The sequence below is a fragment of the Micromonospora sp. WMMA1996 genome, from assembly GCF_002573675.1.
Taxonomy (GTDB): Bacteria; Actinomycetota; Actinomycetes; order Mycobacteriales; family Micromonosporaceae; genus Micromonospora; species Micromonospora sediminicola.
Genome location: NZ_PDHU01000001.1, coordinates 2,571,276 through 2,592,576 on the forward strand (window position 1 = coordinate 2,571,276; position 21,301 = coordinate 2,592,576).

The window sequence follows — 21,301 nt, forward strand, 5'->3', positions numbered from 1 at the left end:
GCCGGCGGGGTGCCCGGCGTCGGTCGCGACGGTCCCGGCGGGACGGTCAGCGGAGCTGCCCGGCGAGGGTGGGCAGGATCGCCCGGGGCCGTCCGGGCGGGGTGGCGCGGCGGCGCCACTCGCGCGGGTAGCCGACGGACACCTCCTCGAACCGCACCCCGTCGTAGCGGGTGCTGCGCGGGATGTGCAGGTGCCCGTAGACGGCGACGCGGGCCTCGTAGTGCAGGTGCCAGTCGGCGGTGAGGTCGGTGCCGCACCACTGGGCGAACTCGGGGTGCCGCAGGATCCGGGTGGGTTCGCGGACCAGCGGGTAGTGGTTGACCAGCACGGTGGGCAGGCCGCCGCGCTCGGCGTCGAGGCGCCGCTCGGTGCGGATGACCCGGGCCCGGCACCACGCGTCGCGGCTCGGGTACGGGTCGGGGTGCAGCAGGAACTCGTCGGTGCACACCACCCCGGTCTCGTACGCCCGCGCCAGCGCCTGGGCCCGGTTCCAGGTGCCCGGTGGCCGCCACGAGTGGTCGTACCCGACGAACAGCGGCACCACCAGCACCGGGTCGCCGTCGGGGTCCCACACCGGGTACGGGTCCTCGGGTGTGCGCACGCCGAGACGCCGGCACAGGTCCACCAGGTGCCGGTAGCGGGCTTCGCCGCGCAGTTGCACCGGGTCGTCGCGGGGCGTCCACAGCTCGTGGTTGCCGGGTGACCAGACGACCCGGGCGAACCGGTCGGCGAGCAGGCCGAGCACCCACTCGACGTCGTGCAGGTACTCGCCGACGTCGCCGGCGACGATCAGCCAGTCGTCGTCGTGGTCGGGGCGCAGCCCTTCGACCAGCGGGCGGTTCTCCGCGTACCCGACGTGCAGGTCGCTGATGGCGAGCAACCGCCCGCTGCTGCCGGTCACGATTTGCCGAACTCCTGTCGGATGATGGCGAAGATGTCGTCCTCGTCGGCGGCGGCCAGGTCGTCGGCGGGCGGCGGGGTGGTCGGGCCGCCCCGCCAGCGCGACAGCAGGTCCTCCAGCCGGCGCGTGACGTCCGCGGCGCGCCGGTCGTCGGGCACCGCGTCGAGCAGCCGTGCCAGCCGGTCGATCCCGTCGGTGACCGGGTCGGCGGGGCCGGCGGGCAGCAGTTCCCGGCCCAGGTGCGCGGCGAGCGCCGCCGGGGTGGAATGGTCGAAGACCAGCGTGGTGGGCAGCGTCAGGCCGGTCTCGGCGGTGAGCCGGTTGCGCAGCTCCACGGCGGTGAGCGAGTCGAAGCCGAGGTCGAGGAAGCCGCGCCCGGCCCGGATCGCGGCCGGGGTGCGGTGCCCGAGCACGGTGGCCGCCGCCGCGCGGACCAGGTCGAGCAGTGTCCGCTCCCGCTCCACCGTGCCGGCGGCGGCGAGCCGGTCGCGCAGCGCCTTCGGCGCGCCCGCGTCGCCCGCCGGCGGCCCGGCCGGGTCGGTGGCGGCCTCGGGAACGCCGGCGAGCAGCGGGCTGGGCCGGCGGGCGGTGAACGACGGGGCGAACCGGTCCCAGGCGACGTCGGCGACGACCATTGTCGTGTCGTCGCGGTCGAGTGCGCTCCCCAGCGCGGTGACCGCGAGGTCCGGGTCGAGGGCGGCCAGCCCGCGCCGGGCGAGCTGGTCGCGCTGCTCGCCCGCGGCCATGCCGCCGCCGGCCCACGGCCCCCAGGCCACGGCGGTGCCGGCGGCGCCGCGCGCGCGGCGGCGGGCCACCAGCCCGTCGAGGTACGCGTTGGCGGCGGCGTAGCCGCCCTGCCCGGCGGAGCCCCACACCCCGGCGATGGAGGAGAACACCACGAACGCGTCCAGCCCGTCGGGCAGCAACGCGTCGAGGTGGGCGGCGCCGTCGACCTTGGCCCGGAGCACGTCGGCCAGCTCGGTGCCGGTCATGGTGGCCAGCGGGGTGGCTTGGGCGGCGCCGGCGGCGTGCACGACGGCCCGGACCGGATCGCCGGCCGCGGCCAGCCCGTCCAGCAGCCCGGCCAACGCGTCCCGATCCGCCACGTCACACGCGGCCACCGTCACCCGCACACCCCGCTTCCGCAGCCGCTCCACCAACTCGGTCGCGCCGGGGGCGTCTTCACCGCGCCGACTGGTCAGCACCAGATGCTCCGCACCGACGCCCGCCGCCCACTGCGCGACCCGCGCGCCGAGCGCGCCCGTACCACCGGTCACCAGCACCGTCCCAGCGAACCGGAACTCCCGCCGCACCGGATCCCCCGACGCCCGGACCAACCGCCGCCCGAACACCCCCGACGACCGCACCGCCACCTGATCCTCGACCCCGGCCAACACGGCGCACACCCGCCGGACCGCCGCCTCGTCCACCTCAGCCGGCAGGTCGATCAGACCACCCCACCGGCCCGGCTCCTCCAACGCGGCCACCCGGCCGAGGCCCCAGGTGCCGGCGGCGACCGGGTCGACCGGCCGGTCGGACGCGCCGACCGCGACCGCGCCCCGGGTCAGCCACCACACCGGCCCGGACAGGCCGGCGTCCGCGACGGCCTGCACGGTGGCCAGGGCGGCGCCGGGGCCCGCGCCGGCGAGCGCGAGCAGGGACACCACCCCGGCGGCCGCGTCGCCGTCGCGCAGCGCCTTGGCGAGCAGGTCCCGGTCGTCCGCCGGCCCGTGGACCGGCACCGGCCGCACGGTCGCGCCGGCCGTCGTCATCCCGTCGGTCACGGCCGCGACCACCGCGTCGTCGATCCCGGTGTACGGCACGAGCAGCAACCACGTGCCGGCCAGCGCCGGCGTGGTCGTCTCCGGTACGGGCTGCCAGTCGACGCGGTACCGCCAGGCGTCGGCGGTGGCGCGTCGCCGGCCGGCCCGCCGCCACCGGGCGAGCGCCGGCAGCAGGTCGGCGACGGGCTGGTCGGTGCGGAACCGGGGATCGAGCGGGGTGAGGTCGGCCCGTTCGACGGCGGCCCAGAAGCCGTCGTCGGCCGCCTCCGCGGTGCCGCCCACCGGGCCGTCCTGGTCGATCAGCCAGTAGCGCCGGTGCTGGAACGCGTAGGTGGGCAGGTCCACGGTGGCGGGCCGACGGCCGTCCACGCTGTACCAGGCCGTCCAGTCGACCGGGGTGCCGGTGACGTGCAGCCGCGCCAACGCGGTGGTCAGCGCGGTCACCTCGTCCTGGTCCCGACGCAACGCCGGGATGTGGTGCACGGTCCGGTCGGCGGGAACGTCGGCGGCCATCGCGGTCAGCGTCGCGTCCGGCCCGACTTCCAGGAACGTGCTCACCCCGAGGTCGTGCAGCGTGGCCACGCCGTCGGCGAACCGCACCGCCTCGCGCACGTGCCGCACCCAGTACTCCGGGCCCGCGATCTCGTCAGGGTCGGCGAGCCGCCCGGTCACGTTCGACACGATCGGCAGCGTCGGCGACCGCCAGTCCAGGCCCGCGATCGCGGCCCGGAACCCGTCCAGCATCGGCTCCATCAGACGCGAGTGGAACGCGTGACTCACCGCCAACCGCTTCACCCGCCAACCCCGCTCGACGCACTCCCCCGCCACCCGGTCCAGATCCACCAGAGCGCCCGACAGCACCACCGACGACGGGCCGTTCACCGCCGCGATGTCCACCGCGTCGACGGGAGCGGACGCCCGTCGAGCGGCCCCGCCCAACCGGAGCAGCTCGTGGACCTGATCCTCCGACGCCCCGACCGCCAACATCCCACCGCCGGACGGCAGCGCCTGCATCAGCGACCCGCGCGCCGCGACCAACGCGCACGCATCGTCCAGGGTCAGGACCCCGGCTACGTGCGCGGCGGTCACCTCACCGATCGAATGCCCCGCCACGAAGTCCGCGCCGACCCCCCACGACGACAGAAGCTCCCACAACGCCACCTCGACCGCGAACAACCCGGCCTGCGCGTAGACCGTCCGGTCCAGCAGCTCCCCGCCCTCGAACACCACCTCCCGCAACGACCGGTCCAGCCGACCCTCGAACAGCGCACACACCCGGTCGAACGCGCCCGCGAACACCGGGAACGCCTCGTACAACTCCCGACCCATCCCAGCGCGCTGCGACCCCTGACCGGTGAACACCACCGCCCGCCGACCGGAGACCACCTCACCCGACACCACACCCGGCGCCGTCCCGCCCTCGGCCAGCGCGGACAGCCCGGCCAGCAACGCGTCCCGGTCCACGCCGACCACCGCGGCCCGATGCTCCAGCGCCGCGCGGCCGGTCGCCAGGGACCAGCCGACCTCGACCGGCGACACTTCGTCCCGGTCCCGGAGGTGGTCGACCAGCCGGGCCGCCTGGGCGGCCAGGGCCTCCGTCGATCGCGCCGACACCAGCCACGGGACGGCCGTGTCCGGCGCGCCGGCCCGGCCGCCGTCGCCGGCCGGCTCGGGTGCTTCGAGGATCACGTGGGCGTTGGTGCCGGAGATGCCGAACGAGGACACCGCCGCCCGGCGGGGCCGGTCCACCGCCGGCCACGGCCGCGCGGAGGTGACCAGTTCGACCGCGCCGGCCGACCAGTCCACCTTCGACGACGGCCGGTCGACGTGCAGGGTGGCCGGGACGAGGCCGTGCCGCAGCGCGAGGACCGCCTTGATGACACCGGCCGCTCCGGCGGCGGCCTGGACGTGGCCGATGTTGGACTTGATCGAGGAGAGCAGCAGCGGCGTGCCGGCGCGCTCCTGCCCGTACGTGGCCAGCAGCGCCTGCGCCTCGATCGGATCACCGAGCGTGGTGCCGGTGCCGTGCGCCTCCACCACGTCCACGTCGGACGGGGACAGCCCGGCGTTCGCCAGCGCCGCGCGGATGACGCGCTGCTGCGCCGGTCCGTTGGGGGCGGTGAGCCCGTTCGACGCGCCGTCGGAGTTCACCGCCGAGCCGGCCACCACGGCGAGGATCCGCCGGCCGTCGCGGCGGGCGTCGGAGAGACGCTGCACCAGCAGCACCCCGACGCCCTCACCCCAGCCGGTGCCGTCGGCGCCCTCGGCGAACGACCGGCACCGCCCGTCGGCGGCGAGGCCGCCCTGGCGGGAGAACTCGACGAAGGTGGCCGGTGAGGCCATCACGGTCACGCCGCCGGCGAGCGCGAGCGTGCACTCGCCGCTGCGCAGCGACTGGGCGGCCAGGTGCAGCGCGACCAGCGACGACGAGCACGCCGAGTCCACGGTCAGCGCGGGCCCTTCGAAGCCGAGCGTGTAGGCGACCCGACCGGAGAGCACGCTGGTGGCGGTGCCGGTGAGCAGGTGCCCGCCGACCTCCTGGTCGCGGCCCATCGCCGTCGAGGCGTACCCCTGGAAGCCGGCGCCGGCGAAGACGCCGACGCGTTCCCCGCGGAGCCGGGCGGGGTCGATGCCGGCGTGTTCGACCGCCTCCCAGGCGGCTTCGAGCAGCAGCCGTTGCTGCGGGTCCATGGCGAGGGCCTCGCGTGGGGAGATGCCGAAGAAGTCGGCGTCGAAGGCGCCCGCGTCGTAGACGAATCCGCCCTGCCGGGGGAACGAGGTGTCGGTGAGCCGGCCGGCGAGGAACCGGTCCCAGCCCCGGTCGAGGGGGAAGTCGGAGATGCCGTCGCGTCCGGCCGCGAGCAGGTCCCACAGCTCGTCGGGGTTGGTGACGCCGCCGGGCAGGCGGCAGGCCATGCCGACGACCACGATCGGGTCGTCGTCGACCGCGACGCGGGCCGCCGGTCCGTCCGCCGCCGCCGGCTCGCCGGTCAGCGTGGCGGCGAGGTGGGCGGCGAGGGCCGCCGGGGTCGGCTGGTCGAACACGAGCGTGCTGGGCAGCGCCAGGCCGGTCTCGGTGGTGAGCCGGTTGCGCAGCTCGACTGCGGTCAGCGAGTCGAAGCCCTGCCGTTGGAACGCACGGTCGGCGGCCACCGCGTCGGCGCTCGGGTGGCCGAGCACGGCCGCGGCCTGGGCGCGGACCAGGTCGAGCAGGTGACCGTCGCGCCGGCTCGGGGTGAGGGCGGCGAGCCTGCGGGCGAGCGGGGTGCTCCGCTCGTCGGGCGCGACCGGTGCGGGTCGGGCCTCGGGCAGGTCGTCCAGCAGCGGGCTGGACCGCAGGGCGGTGAACGTGGCGGCGAACCGGTCCCAGGCGACGTCGGCGACGACCACCGTCGTGTCGTCACGGTCGAGCACGCGGTGCAGCGCGGTGACCGCGAGGTCCGGGTCCATCGCGGGCAGGCCGCGCCGGGCCAGCGCCTCCCGCGCCTCGCCCCGCGCGGCCATGCCGCCGCCGGCCCAGGGTCCCCAGGCCACGGCGGTGCCGGCGGCGCCGCGCGCGCGGCGGCGGGCCACCAGCGCGTCGGCGTACGCGTTGGCGGCGGCGTAGCCGGCCTGGCCGGCGGAGCCCCACACTCCGGCGATGGAGGTGAACACCACGAACGCGTCCAGCCCGTCGGGCAGCAACGCGTCGAGGTGGGCGGCGCCGTCGACCTTGGCGCGCAGCACGTCCCGCAGTTCGGCGGTGGTGACGTCGGCGAGCGGGGTGAACTGCGGCGCGCCGGCGGCGTGCACGACCGCCCGGACCCGGTCGCCCTGGTCGGCCAGCCCGTCCAGCAGCGCGGCCAACGCGTCCCGGTCCGCCACGTCACACGCGGCCACGCTCACCCGCACACCGCGCTCCCGCAGCCGCTCCACCAACTCGGTCGCCCCGGGGGCGTCTTCACCGCGCCGGCTGGTCAACACCAGATGCTCCGCACCCGCGCCCGCCGCCCACTCGGCAACCCGACCGCCGAGCGCTCCCGTACCACCGGTCACCAGCACCGTGCCCGCGAACCGGAACTCCCGCCGCACCGGATCCCCGAACGCCCGCACCAACCGCCGCCCGAACACCCCCGACGACCGCACCGCCACCTGATCCTCGACCCCGCCCAACACACCACACACCCGCCGGACCGCCGTCTCATCGACCTCGGCCGGCAGGTCGACCAGACCACCCCAGCGGCCCGGGTCCTCCAGCGCGGCCACCCGGCCGAGGCCCCAGGTCGCCGCCGCGGCGGGCTCGGCGGGGGTGTCCGTGGCGCTGACGGCCACGGCGTTGCGGGTCAGCCACCACAGCCGTCCACCGATACCGCTGTCGGTGTGGGCCTGCGCGACCGTCAGCGCCGTCTCCGGGGCCGCGTCGAGCAGCGACAGCACCCCGGCGACGGCACCGCCGACGGCGGCGGCGCGGAGCCGGTCGGCGAGGTCCTGCCGGTCGGTGGCACCGTCGAGGGTCACCGGCACGACGTGGGCGCCGTACCCGGTCATCCGGTCGACCAGCGGGAGGTCGCTCCGGCCGGGCCCGGCCAGCACCAGCCACGTCCCGGTCAGGGCCGGCCGGGGTACGGAGGTGAGCGGCCGCCACCGCACCCGGTAGCGCCACGAGTCGGCGGCGGCGTGCTCCCGTCCCGTCCGCCGCCAGCGCGCCAGCGCCGGCAGCAGGTCCCGCAGCGGCTGGTCCGGGGTGAGCCGCAGCTCGGCGCCGAGGCCGCTGAGGTCCTCCTGCTCGACGGCCGCCCAGAACCGGTCGTCGAGGTCGGTGCCGGTTCGTGCCGTGGGTGTGGGCTCCGGCCAGTACCGGGTGCGCTGGAAGGCATAGGTGGGCAGGCCCACGGTGGCGGGCCGGTGGCCGTCGACGGTGTACCAGGCTGTCCAGTCGACGGGGGTGCCGGTGACATGCAGCCGCGCGAGGGCGGTGGTCAGCGCGGTCACCTCGTCCTGGTCGCGTCGTAGAGCCGGAACCAGGGTGACGGTCCGGTCGGCGGGCACGTCGGCGGCCATCGCGGTCAGCGTGGCCTCCGGACCCACCTCCAGGAGGGTGGTCACGCCGAGGTCGTGCAGCGTGGCCACGCCGTCGGCGAAGCGCACCGCCTCCCGCACGTGCCGCACCCAGTACTCCGGTGTCGCGATCTCGTCGGGCTCGGCGAGCCGCCCGGTCAGGTTCGACACGATCGGCAGCGTCGGCGACCGCCAGTCCAGGCCCGCGATCGCGGCCCGGAACCCGTCCAGCATCGGCTCCATCAGACGCGAGTGGAACGCGTGACTCACCGCCAGCCGCTTCACCCGCCAACCCCGCTCGACGCACTCCCCCGCGAGCCGGTCCAGGTCCGTCACCGCACCGGACAGCACCACCGACGCGGGACCGTTCACCGCCGCCACGTCGACGCCACCACCCGTGCCGCCGACGGTCGGCTGCGCGCCGGCACCCTCGGCTCCCCGCAGCGGGCCGCCCGCCGAGCCGGCGGAGCCCGCCGTGGCGTCACCTGACCGCAGCAGCGCCCGCACCTGGTCCTCGGACGCGCCGACCGCGAGCATCCCGCCGCCCGTGGGCAGCGCCTGCATCAACGCACCGCGCGCCGCCACCAACGCACACGCGTCATCCAGCGACAGCACCCCCACCACATGCGCGGCGGTCACCTCACCGATCGAATGCCCCGCGAGATAGTCGACTCGCACGCCCCACGACCACAGCAACTCCCACAGGGCGACCTCGACCGCGAACAACCCGGCCTGCGCGAACACCGTCCGATCCAGCAGGTCCCCGCCGTCGAACACCACCTCCCGCAACGACCGGTCCAGCCGACCCTCGAACAGCGCACACACCCGGTCGAACGCCGCCGCGAACACCGGGAACGCCTCGTACAACCCCCGACCCATCCCGGCGCGCTGCGAGCCCTGACCGGTGAACACCACCGCCCGCCGACCCGACACCACCTCACCCGACACCACACCCGGCGCCGACCCGCCCTCGGCCAGCGCGGACAGGCCCGCCAGCAACGCGTCCCGGTCCGCGCCCAGCACGGTCGCGCGGTGCTCCATCGCGGTCCGGGTGGCGAGCAGGGACCAGCCGACCTCGGCCGGCGGGAGGTCGTCGTTGGACCGCAGGTGGTCGGCCAGCCGCGCGGCCTGGTCCGCGAGGGCGGGGGCCGTCCGGGCCGAGAGCAGCCACGGCGTGAGCGGGAACGAACCCGATGTCGGCGTCGGCCGGGGCACGGTCGGCTCGGGTGCTTCGAGGATCACGTGGGCATTCGTGCCGGAAATGCCGAACGACGACACCGCCGCCCGACGAGGCCGGTCCACCGCCGGCCACGGCCGCGCCGACGTCACCAGCTCCACCGCCCCGGCCGACCAGTCCACCTTCGACGAGGGCGCGTCCACGTGCAGCGTCGGCGGCACCACCCCGTGCCGCATCGCGAGGACCATCTTGACCAGACCGGCCACGCCGGCGGCCGCCTGGGTGTGGCCGACGTTCGACTTCACCGACCCGAGCAGCAGCGGCGTGGCCCGCTCCTGCCCGTACGTGGCCAGCAGCGCCTGCGCCTCGATCGGATCACCCAACGTGGTGCCGGTGCCGTGCGCCTCCACCACGTCCACGTCGGACGGGGACAACCCGGCGTTCGCCAGCGCCGCCCGGATGACGCGCTGCTGGGCCGGCCCGTTCGGCGCGGTCAGTCCGTTCGACGCGCCGTCGGAGTTCACCGCCGAGCCGGCCACCACGGCGAGGATCCGCCGGCCGTCACGGCGGGCGTCGGAGAGACGCTGCACCAGCAACACCCCGACGCCCTCACCCCAGCCGGTGCCGTCCGCGCCCTCGGCGAACGACCGGCACCGCCCGTCGGCGGCGAGGCCGCCCTGCCGGGAGAACTCGACGAACGCGCCGGGGGTCGCCATCACGGTCACGCCACCGGCCAGGGCCAGGTCGCACTCCCCGGCGCGCAGCGACTGGGCGGCCAGGTGCAGCGCCACCAGCGAGGAGGAGCAGGCGGTGTCCACGGTCACCGCCGGCCCTTCGAAGCCGAACGCGTACGACACCCGGCCGGAGAGCACGCTGGCGGAGGCGCCGGTGGCGCCGTAGCCGGCGAGGTGTTCGCCGCCGTAGCGGATGAGGTGGTCGAAGTCCTGCCCGTTGGTGCCGGCGAAGACACCGACGCGCTGGCCGGCCAGGCCGGCCGGGTCGATCCGGGCGTCCTCGATCGCCGCCCAGGCGGTCTCCAGCAGCAGCCGCTGCTGCGGGTCCATGGCGACCGCCTCGCGGGGCGAGATGCCGAAGAAGTGGGCGTCGAACGCGGCGGCGTCGGCCAGGAACGCGCCGCGGGTCACGTCGGGTGGCAGCGCCCCCAGGTCCCAGTGCCGGTCGGTCGGCAGGTCGGACATGGTGTCGACGCCGTCGGCGAGCAGCCGCCAGAACGCGTCCGGGGAGTCCGCCCCGCCGGGGAAGCGGCACGCCACGCCGACGACGGCGATCGGGTCGTCGTCGACGGGACGTACCGGTGCGTCGGTGGTGGCGACCGACCCGCCGGACAGTTCGGTCACGAGGTGGGCGGCCAGGGCCTCGGGGTTGGGATGGTCGAAGGCGAGCGTGGCCGGCAGGGTGAGGCCGGTGGCGGCGGCGAGCCGGTTGCGCAGTTCGACGGCGCTGAGCGAGGTGAAGCCGAGGTCGCGGAACGCGCGCCGGGGCGGCACCGCGTCGGCGTCGTCGTGGCCGAGCACGGCGGCGATCTCGGCGCGGACCAGGTCGCCGAGCGTGTCCCGCCGCTCGGCCGGGGTGAGTGCGGCCAGCCGTCCGCGCAGCGTGGTGGCCCGGTCGGTGCCGGCGACGGCCGGCGCGGTCAGCAGGTCGCGGATCAGCGGGTCGGGCCGGGGGCCGGCGGTGGCGGCGATCCGGTCCCAGTCGGCGTCGGCGACGACGACGTGCGTCTCGTCCCGGTCCAACGCCCGGTGCAGGGCACGGACGGCGCGGGCGGGGTCCATGGCCCGGACACCGCCGCGCGCCATCCGACGCTCGAACTCGCCGGCGCTGACCCCGCCGTCGGCCCAGAGTCCCCAGCCGAGGGAGGTGGCGGGCAGCCCGTCGGCGCGGCGGCGCCGGGCGAGCCCGTCGAGCCAGGCGTTGCCGGGCGCGTAGTTGCCCTGCCCGGGTCCGGCCATGGTGCCGGCGAGGGAGGAGAAGAGCACGAACGCGGTCAGGTCGTTCTCGCGGGTCAGCTCGTCGAGGTGGCGGGCGGCGTCGACCTTGGCCCGCAGCGCGGTGGCCAACCGGTCGACGGTGAGCGCGTCGGTGACGGTGTCGTCCAGGGCGGCGGCGGTGTGCACGACGGTGCGCAGCGGGGCGTCGGCGGGGACGGTCGCGAGCAGGTCGCGTACCGCGTCGCGGTCGGCGGCGTCGCAGGCCGCGACCGTGACCCGGGTGCCGTGCGCGGTCAGCTCGTCGACCAGGTCGGCGGCGCCGGGGGCGTCGGGTCCGCGCCGGCTGACCAGCAGGAGGTGGTCGACGCCGGCGGCGGCCAGGGCCCGGGCGACGTGGGCGCCGAGCGCGCCGGTGCCGCCGGTGACCAGCGCGGTGCCACGCGGCGTCCAGCTCCGTCCCGCGCCGGCCGGCCGTCCGGCCCGGACCAACCGCCGGGCGTACGCCCCGGTGCCACGTACCGCGAGTTGGTCCTCGGCCGGGTCGCCGTCGAGCAGTCGGCGCACCCGGGTCGCGGCGCGCGGGTCGGCCGTCGGGGGCAGGTCGACGAGCCCACCCCAGCGGTGCGGGTGTTCGGCGCGCAGTGCGCCGCCGAGGCCCCAGAGCAGCGCCTGGTCGGGGTCGACCGCCGTGTCGTCGGGGTCGGCGGCGACGGCGGCGCGGGTGGCGACCCAGAGCCGCGCGGCGGCGCCGGTGTCGCCGAGCGCCTGGGCGAGCGTGACGGTGTCGGCGAGCCCCACCGGCACGGAGGCGCTGTCCGGGTGCGTGCCGGAGCTCAGGCCGAGCAGGGACAGCACGGTGCCGGGGGCGGCGAGCGCGCCGAGGTCGCGGGCGAGGTCGCCGCGGCCGTGGCCGGCGGGCACGGTCAGTGTCCGGACGCCGGGCCCGGCCAGCGCGTCGGCCCACTGCCGGGCCGGTCCGTCCGCCCCTTCCGGTACGACGAGCAGCAGGTCGCCGTCGTCGGCGCGACCGGTCTCGGCGAGCGGTTGCCAGGTGACCCGGTAGTGCCAGGAGTCGAGGGTGGCGTCGTCCTCCTGGCGGCGGCGCCAGGCGGAGAGGGCGGGGAGCACGGTGGCGAGGGGCGCGTCGGGGTCGACGGCGAGCGCGGTGGCCAGGCCGTTCACGTCCTCGTCGTCGACGACCCGCCAGAACGCGGCGTCGTCCGGGTCCGCGTCGGGGTGGCGGGTGCGGGCGTCGAGCCAGTAGCGCCGGTGGTGGAAGGCATAGGTGGGCAGATCCACGGTGGCGGGCCGGTCGCCGTCCACGGCGTACCAGGCTGTCCAGTCGACGGGAGTGCCGGTGACGTGCAGCCGCGCCAACGCCGTGGTCAGCGCGGTCACCTCGTCCTGGTCCCGGCGCAGCGCCGGAACCAGGGTGACAGTCCGGTCGGCGGGCACGTCGGCGGCCATCGCGGTCAGCGTGGCGTCCGGCCCGACCTCCAGGAACGTGCTCACCCCGAGGTCGTGCAGCGTGGCCACGCCGTCGGCGAAGCGCACCGCCTCCCGCACGTGCCGCACCCAGTACTCCGGGCCCGCGATCTCGTCAGGGTCGGCGAGCCGCCCGGTCACGTTCGACACGACCGGCAGCGTCGGCGACCGCCAGTCCAGGCCGGCGATCGCGGCCCGGAACCCGTCCAGCATCGGCTCCATCAGACGCGAGTGGAACGCGTGACTCACCGCCAACCGCTTCACCCGCCAACCCCGCGCGACGCACTCCCCCGCGAGCCGGTCCAGGTCCACCAGGGCGCCCGACAGCACCACCGACGACGGACCGTTCACCGCCGCCACATCGACGCCGCCCGCGAGCTGCCGAACCTGGTCCTCCGACGCGCCGACCGCGAGCATCCCGCCGCCGGCCGGCAGCGCCTGCATCAACGACCCCCGCGCCGCCACCAACGCGACCGCGTCGTCCAGCGACAACGCCCCCGCCACATGCGCGGCGGTCACCTCACCGATCGAATGCCCGGCGAGATAGTCGACCCGCACGCCCCACGACGACAGCACCTCCCACAGGGCGACCTCGACCGCGAACAGCCCGGCCTGCGCGTAGACGGTCCGGTCCAGCAACTCCCCGCCGTCGAACACCACCTCCCGCAACGGCCGGTCCAGGCGACCCTCAAACCCCGCGCACACCCGGTCGAACGCCGCCGCGAACACCGGAAACGCCTCGTACAACCCCCGGCCCATCCCGGCGCGCTGCGAACCCTGACCGGTGAACAGCACCGCCCGCCGACCCGACACCACCTCGCCGGTCACCAGACCGGCGGCGGACCTGCCCTCCGCGAGGGCCGACAACCCGGCCAGCAACGCGTCCCGGTCCGCACCCACCACCGCCGCGCGATGCTCCAACGCGGCGCGGGTCGTCGCCAGGGACCAGCCCACCTCGACCGGTGACACGTCGTTCCGGTCCCGCAGGTGGTCGACCAGCCGGGCCGCCTGGTTCACGAGCGCCGCCGCCGAACGCGCCGACACCACCCACGGCAGGACCGGCGGTGCCATGCCCACGGCCGCGTCGTCCGCGACCGGCTCGGGCGCCTCCAGGATCACGTGGGCGTTGGTGCCGGAGATGCCGAACGACGACACCGCCGCCCGACGAGGCCGATCGGTCGCCGGCCACGGCCGCGCCGACGTCACCAGCTCCACCGCCCCGGCCGACCAGTCCACCTTCGACGACGGCGCGTCCACGTGCAGCGTCGGCGGCACCACCCCGTGCCGCATCGCCAGGACCATCTTGACGATCCCGGCCACACCGGCGGCGGCCTGCGTGTGGCCGAGATTCGACTTCACCGAGCCGAGCAGCAGCGGCGTGGACCGGTCCTGCCCGTACGTGGCCAGCAGCGCCTGCGCCTCGATCGGATCACCCAACGTGGTGCCGGTCCCGTGCGCCTCCACCACGTCCACCTCGACCGGCGACAGCCGCGCCGAGGCGAGGGCCGCCCGGATCACCCGCTGCTGCGCCGGCCCGTTCGGCGCGGTGAGCCCGTTCGACGCCCCGTCCTGGTTGACCGCCGAGCCGCGTACCACGGCGAGGACGCGGTGGCCGTGCCGGCGGGCGTCGGAGAGGCGTTCCAGGAGCAGCACGCCGACGCCCTCGGACCAGCCGGTGCCGTCGGCGCCCTCGGCGAACGACTTGCACCGGCCGTCGGGGGCCAGGCCACGTTGCCGGCTGAAGTCGACGAACGTCTCCAGCGTGGTCATCACGGTGACGCCACCGGCGAGCGCGAGAACGGACTCGCCGGCGCGCAGCGACCGCACGGCCAGGTGCAGCGCGACCAACGAGGACGAGCAGGCGGTGTCGACGGTGAGCGCCGGGCCCTCCAGGCCGAGGGTGTAGGCGACCCGGCCGGACAGGACGCTGCTGGCGGTGCCGCCGCCGATGAAACCGTCCAGGGTGTCCGGGACGTCGTCGAGGTTCGCCGCGTAGTTGTGGTACATCATGCCGGCGAAGACACCGACCCGGCTGCCGCGCAACGACAGCGGGTCGATCCGGGCATCCTCGATCGCCGCCCAGGACGCCTCGAGCATGAGCCGCTGCTGCGGGTCCATCGCCAGCGCCTCGTACGGGGAGATGGTGAACAGCTCCGGGTCGAAGTTCCCGGCGTCGTGCAGGAAGCCGCCCTCCCGGGCGTACGTGCTGCCCCGCCGCTCCCCGGTCGGGTCGTACGCCCGCTCGGTGTCCCAGCCCCGGTCGGTGGGGAACCCGGTGATGCCGTCGCCGCCGCCGGCCACCAGGTCCCACAACTCCTGCGGCGACCGGACACCGCCGGGGTAGCGGCAGCTCATCCCGACGATCGCGATCGGCTCGTGGTCCTTGGCGTCGGCGGCCCTCAGCCGTTCGCTGGTCTCGTGCAGGTCGGCGGTGACGCGCTTGAGGTACTCACGGAGCTTGGCTTCGTTCGCCATCGGGATTCACCTGTCGCGGGTCAGGACCGGCCGAAGCGGCTGTCGATGAAGTCGAACAGTTCGTCGTCGCTGGCGTCGTCGAGGGTGGCGGCGACCTCGCCGCCGTCGCCGTCCCAGCGGGTGAGCAGGGCCCGCAGGCGCGCCGCCACGGCGGTGCGGGTCTCCTCGTCGGCGGTCAGCTCGGCGAGGGTGTCGGCCGGGGTGGCGGCGAACGCCGCCTCGAGGCGGTCCAGCTCGTCGAGGAGGGTGGGCGCGGCCGGGGCCGGGCCGAGCCGCGTCAGCAGGTGCCCGGTGAGGGCGGCCGGGGTGGGGTGGTCGAAGACCAGCGTGGCCGGCAGCGCGAGACCGGTCCGGGTGGTGAGCCGGTTACGCAGGTCGACCGCGGTGAGGGAGTCGAAGCCGAGTTCGGTGAAGGAGCGCTCGGGGCCGACCGCCGCCGCCGAGGCGTACCCGAGCACGTCGGCGACCTGGCCGGCGACCAGCTCGGCGACCAGGCGGGCCCGGTCCTCGGCGGACGCCCCGGCGAGCCGGTCGCGCAGGCCGCCGCCGGCGGCGGCGACGCGGCGCGCGGGCCCGCCGGCGAGGCCGTGCAGCGGCGCCGGCAGCTGGTCGCGGCCGATGCGGGTACGCAGCGTCGCCAGGTCGAGGTGGACGGGGAGCAGCAGCGGACGCCGGCCGCGCCGGCTGGCGTCGAGGAGGGCGAGCGCCCGGTCGGTGGTGAGCGCGACGATGCCCTGGCGGGTGAGGCGGTCCCGGCCGGCGGCGCCCAGGTCCCGGGTCATCCCGCCGGCTTCGGCCCACGGTCCCCAGGCCAGCGAGGTGGCGGCGAGTCCGGCGGCGCGCCGCTGGTGGGCGAGACCGTCGAGGAAGGCGTTGGCGGCCGCGTAGTTGCCCTGCCCGGGCGCGCCGAGCGGGCCGGCGATCGAGGAGAAGAGCACGAACATGGGCAGGTCGAGGTGGCGGGTGAGGTCGTGCAGGTGCCAGGCGGCGTCGGCCTTGGGCCGCAGCACGGCGTCGACCCGCTCCGGGGTGAGCGCGGTGACCACCGCGTCGTCGAGCGTGCCGGCGGCGTGCACCACACCGGCGAGCGGGTGTTCGGCGGGGACGCCGGCGAGCAGGTCGGCCAGCTGCGCGCGGTCGGCCACGTCGGCGGCGGCCAGGCGGGCCCGGGCGCCGAGGCGGGTGAGGTCGGCGAGCAGGTCCGCGGCGCCGGGCGCGTCCGCGCCGCGGCGGCCGACCAGCAGCAGGTGGCGGACCTTGTGGTGAGTGACGAGGTGCCGGGCGACGAGGCCACCGAGCGCCCCGGTGGCGCCGGTGACCAGCACCGTCCCGTCGGGGACGAGGTCGACGGCGCCGGTCGGGTCGGGTTCGGCCGGGGCGAGGCGCGGCACGAGCAGCCGGCCGTCGCGAAGCGCGACCTGCGGCTCGTCGACGGCGAGCGCGCGGCCCAGCAGCTCGGGGTCGTCGCCGTCGAGGTCGGCGAGGACGAGCCGGCCGGGGTGTTCGAGCTGCGCGGCGCGCACCAGCCCCCACACGGCGGCGCCGGCCAGGTCGGCGACCGTTCCGTCGGCGGGTACCGCGCCCCGGGTGCACACCACGAGCCGGCGGCCGGCGAACCGGTCGTCGGCGAGCCATTCCTGGAGCAGGGCGAGCGTGGTGGCCAGCCGGGCGCGGGTGGCGGCGAGCGGGTCGCCCGCCGGGGCGTCGTCGACGGGTGCGAGCACCAACCGGGCGTCGTCGTCCAGCGCGGCCAGGCCGGCCGCCGGGTCCAGCGGCACGATCCCGGTGGCCGGTCGGGCCGGCAGCGGCACCGGGTTCCAGCGCAGGTCGTAGAGGGGCAGGTCGGCGGCGCCGGCGTCGAGCTGTTCGGCGGCCAGCGGTCGGGACACCAGGGAGTCGACGCGGGCCACCGGCGCGCCGGTGGCGTCGGCGAGGGTCAGCGCGGTGGCGGGGCCGCTGCGGGTGAGGCGTACCCGCAGGTGGGTGGCGCCCACGGCGGCGAGGCGGACGCCGCTCCACGCCCACGGCAGGCGGGCCCCGGCGTCGTCGGTGCTGGCGTCGTGGTCGGTGAGGCCGACGACGTGCAGCGCGGCGTCGAGCAGCGCCGGGTGCAGCGCGTACCCGGCGGTGTCGGCGTCGTCGGGCAGTTCCACCTCCGCGGCGGCCCCGTCGGGGGTACGCCAGGCGGCGCGCAGCCCCCGGAACGTGGGCCCGTGTTCGACGCCGAGGTCGCGCAGGCGGGCGTAGACCGGTTCGACCGGCACGGGGATGGCGTCGGGTGGCGGCCATCCGGTCAGCGGTTCGGCGGTCTCGCCGGCGCCGGGGGCGAGGATCCCGTCGGCGTGGGCGGTCCAGTCGGCGTGCGGGTCGTCGGCGGGCCGGGAGTGGACGGTGATGCGACGCCGTCCCTGCTCGTCGGCGGCGGCCAGGTGCAGTTGGAGGGCCCGGGCGCCGTCGTCGGGCAGCACGAGCGGCGCGGCGAGGGTCAGTTCCTCGACGGTGTCGCAGGCGGCCTGCGCGCCGGCGTGCAGGGCCAGTTCGACGAGCGCGGTGCCGGGGACGACGATCCGGCCGCGGACCACGTGGTCGGCGAGCCAGGGCTGGGTACGCACGGACAGCCGGCCGCCGTGGACGCGGACGTCGCCGGTGGCGGTGACGAGCGCGGTGTCGAGCAGCGGGTGTCCGGTGGCGTGGGCGCCCAGGCCGGCGGTGTCGTGTCCGGAGGCGCGGGCGTCGATCCAGTACCGCTGGTGCTGGAAGGCGTAGGTGGGCAGGTCGACGGTGGCGGGCCGGCGGCCGTCGACGCTGTACCAGGCGGCCCAGTCGACGGCGGTGCCGGTGACGTGCAGCCGAGCCAGTGCGGTGAGCAGCGCCAGCGGTTCGCTCTGGTCCCTGCGCAGCGCCGGAACCAGGGTGACAGTCCGGTCGGCGGGCACGTCGGCGGCCATCGCGGTGAGCGTGGCGTCCGGTCCGACCTCCAGGAGGGTGGTCACGCCGAGGTCGTGCAGGGTGGTGACGCCGTCGGCGAAGCGGACCGCCTCGCGGACGTGCCGCACCCAGTAGTCCGGGCCGGCGATCTCCGTCGGGTCGGCCACCCGGCCGGTCACGTTGGACACGACCGGCAGGGTCGGTGGCCGCCAGTCCAGGTCGGCGATCGCGGCGCGGAACCCGTCCAGCATCGGCTCCATCAGGCGTGAGTGGAAGCCGTGGCTCACCGCGAGCCGCTTCACCCGCCACCCCTGGGTGACGCACTCCCCCGCGATCCGGTCCAGGTCCGGCACCGCGCCGGACAGCACCACCGACGACGGGCCGTTCACCGCCGCGATGTCCACCGTCACCGAGGACGCGGAAGCCGACGGCGTGGCCCCGGCGGACGCCGCGTCCCCGCCGAGCCCGAGCAGCTCGCGGACCTGCGTCTCGGACGCGCCGACCGCCAGCATCCCACCGCCGGACGGCAGCGCCTGCATCAACGACCCCCGCGCGGCCACCAGCGTGACCGCGTCGTCCAGCGACAACACCCCCGCCACATGCGCGGCGGTCACCTCACCGATCGAATGCCCCGCCACGAAGTCCGCGCCGACCCCCCACGACGACAGAAGCTCCCACAACGCCACCTCGACCGCGAACAACCCGGCCTGCGCGTAGACGGTCCGGTCCAGCAGCTCCCCGCCCTCGAACACCACCTCCCGCAACGACCGGTCCAGCCGACCGTCGAACAGCGCACACACCCGGTCGAACGCGTCCGCGAACACCGGGAACGCGGCGTACAACTCCCGACCCATCCCAGCGCGCTGCGACCCCTGACCGGTGAACACCACCGCCCGCCGACCGGAGGCCACCTCCCCGGTCACCACACCCGGCGCCGTCCCGCCCTCGGCCAGGGCGGACAGCCCGGCCAGCAACACCTCCCGGTCCACGCCGACCACCGCGGCCCGATGCTCCAGCGCCGCACGGCCGGTCGCCAGGGACCAGCCCACCTCGACCGGCGACACGTCCGCACGCTCCCGGAGGTGGCCGGCCAGCCGGGCCGCCTGGGCGGCGAGTGCCGGAGCCGAGCGCGCCGACACCACCCACGACAGGACCGGCGGTGCCGTGCCCACGGCCGCGTCGTCCGCGACCGGCTCGGGCGCCTCCAGGATCACGTGGGCGTTGGTGCCGGAGATGCTGAACGAGGACACGGCGGCCCGCCGGGGCCGGTCGACCGCCGCCGGCCAGGGCCGCGCCGACGTGGCCAGCTCCACCGCTCCCGCCGACCAGTCCACCTTGGACGACGGCGCGTCGACGTGCAGCGTCGCCGGGACCGTGCCGTGCCGCATGGCCTGGACCATCTTGATCACACCGGCCACGCCGGCGGCGGTCTGGACGTGGCCGATGTTCGACTTCACCGAGCCGAGCAGCAGCGGCGTGGACCGGTCCTGCCCGTACGTGGCCAGCAGCGCCTGCGCCTCGATCGGGTCACCGAGCGTGGTGCCGGTGCCGTGCGCCTCCACCACGTCCACCTCCGCGGCGGAGAGCCGGGCGTCGGCGAGCGCGGCCCGGATCACCCGCTGCTGCGACGGCCCGTTCGGCGCGGTGAGCCCGTTCGACGCCCCGTCGGAGTTGACCGCCGAGCCGCGTACCACCGCCAGGACGCGGTGGCCGTGCCGGTGGGCGTCGGCGAGGCGCTCGACCAGGAGTACGCCGACGCCCTCGCCGAGGGCGGTGCCGTCGGCGGCGTCGGCGAACGCCCGGCACCGGGCGCCGCGGGAGAGGTTGTTCTGCCGGGTGAAGTCCACGAAGATCGATGGCGTGGGCAGCACGGTCACGCCGCCGGCCAGGGCCAGGTCGGACTCGCCCGACCGCAGCGACCGCACGGCCAGGTGCAGCGCGACCAGCGACGACGAGCAGGCGGTGTCCAGCGTGACGGCCGGCCCCTCGAAACCGAGCGCGTAGGACACCCGGCCGGAGCTGACGCTGCCGGCGCTGCCCAGCCCGAGGTAGTCGGCGGCGCCGTCGGGCACGTCGGCGGCACCGGCGGCGTAGTCGGCGTGGGTGAGGCCGGCGAAGACACCGACCCGCCCGCCGCGCAGAGCGGTGGGATCCACGCCGGCGGCCTCGAACGCCTCCCAGGACACCTCCAGCAGCAGCCGCTGCTGCGGGTCCATGGCGAGGGCCTCCCGGGGGGAGATGCCGAAGAACGCCGGGTCGAAGTCGGCGGCGTCGGCCAGGAAGCCGCCCTCCCGCACGCACGAGGTGCCGGGGCGTTCCCGGTCCGGGTCGTAGAGGGTGGCCAGGTCCCAGCCCCGGTCGTCGGGGAACGGGCCGATCGCGTCGCCGCCGGCGGCGACCAGGTCCCAGAGCGCGTCCGGCGAGCCGATCCCGCCGGGAAAGCGGCACGCCATGCCGACCACGGCGATCGGCTCGTGGGCGGAGTCCTCGACGTCGCGGAGCCGTTGCCGGGTCCGCCGCAGGTCGGTGGTGACCCTCTTCAGATACTCCCGGAGCTTCTCTTCGGTGTCCATCAACCTGGCCCTTGGTCGGCGGGGACCGGCCGTTGTCCGGCGCGCACACGTCATCCGGGAGCCACGGGTCCCCTCTGCGGGGAAGCTATGGCGTCGCGCTGAGCTGCGACAACCCCTAACTGGTACGGCCGGTCGGCTAGGGGTGGCCGGGCCGGCGGCGGCGCGGTTAGCGTCCGGTGGACCGCCCTGGCGCCCGTCGCGGGCGCCACCGCCGGAAGGACCGCGTGACGATGACCGACCACGACAACGGCCTGTGGGTACGCCGGTTCCATCCGGCCCCGGCGGGCGCCCCGCGCCTGGTGTGCCTGCCGCACGCCGGCGGTTCCGCGAGCTTCTTCTTCCCGGTGTCCCGGGCGCTGTCGCCCGCCGTGGAGGTGCTCAGCGTGCAGTACCCGGGCCGGCAGGACCGCCGGCAGGAGCCCTGCGTGCCGACCATCGGCGAGCTGGCCCGGCAGGTGACCGACGTGCTGCGCCCGTGGACGGACCGGCCGTTGGCGATCTTCGGGCACAGCATGGGCGCGACGCTGGGCTTCGAGGTGGCGCGGCTGCTGGAGGCCGAAACCGGCGCGCCGGTGGCGCACCTGTTCCCGTCCGGCCGGCGGGCGCCGTCGTGCCGCCGGCACGAGACCGTGCACCTGCTCGACGACGAGGGCCTGCTGGCCGACGTCAAGAAGCTCAGCGGCACGAACTCGGCGATCCTCGGCGACCCGGACATGCTGCGCGCGGCGCTGCCGGCGATCCGCAGCGACTACCGGGCGGCCGAGACCTACACGTACGCCGACGGCCCGAAGCTGACCTGCCCGGTCACGGTGTTCACCGGCGACGCCGACCCGAAGACCACGGTGGACGAGGCGAAGGCGTGGGCGGAGCACACCACCGGCCCGTTCGACCTGCACGTCTTCCCGGGCGGCCACTTCTTCCTGGCGTCTCACCAGCCGGCGATCCTGCGTACCCTCTCGGCGGCGTTGACCCGCACGACGGTCGGCTGA

Annotated in this window: 4 protein-coding genes; 1 reads left to right on the forward strand and 3 read right to left on the reverse strand. The window is 76.2% G+C overall.

Going from position 1 to position 21,301, the window contains the following annotated elements:
- Positions 1-46 precede the first annotated feature (46 nt).
- Genes COO58_RS11750 through COO58_RS11760 form a run of 3 tightly spaced genes read right to left on the reverse strand, consistent with a single transcriptional unit; the run spans position 47 to position 20,315 of the window.
- The gene (locus tag COO58_RS11750; protein ID WP_098746276.1) at positions 47-904 is read right to left on the reverse strand and encodes a metallophosphoesterase; all 858 of its coding nucleotides are present in this window, start codon (positions 902-904) and stop codon (positions 47-49) included.
- Positions 898-14,811 carry a type I polyketide synthase gene (locus COO58_RS11755; protein ID WP_098744972.1) on the reverse strand — a complete coding sequence of 4,638 codons (13,914 nt, stop codon included), beginning with the start codon at positions 14,809-14,811 and terminating at the stop codon, positions 898-900. Before COO58_RS11755 ends, COO58_RS11750 begins: the two co-directional genes overlap by 7 nt.
- A gap of 20 nt (positions 14,812-14,831) precedes the next feature.
- Complete coding sequence (locus tag COO58_RS11760; protein WP_098744973.1) at positions 14,832-20,315, reverse strand: type I polyketide synthase; 5,484 nt, start codon at positions 20,313-20,315, stop codon at positions 14,832-14,834.
- Between the two features lie 227 nt (positions 20,316-20,542).
- On the opposite strand from COO58_RS11760, the gene COO58_RS11765 reads away from it, so the two are divergent.
- Positions 20,543-21,301 (forward strand): thioesterase II family protein, encoded by a 759-nt coding sequence (locus tag COO58_RS11765; protein WP_281187029.1) that lies wholly within the window; start codon positions 20,543-20,545, stop codon positions 21,299-21,301.

Coding starts and splice junctions, on each gene's coding strand:
- COO58_RS11755 (WP_098744972.1), bottom strand. CDS start 14,811: ATGGCGAACGAAGCCAAGCTCCGTGAGTACCTCAAGCGCGTCACCGCC.
- COO58_RS11765 (WP_281187029.1), top strand. CDS start 20,543: ATGACCGACCACGACAACGGCCTGTGGGTACGCCGGTTCCATCCGGCC.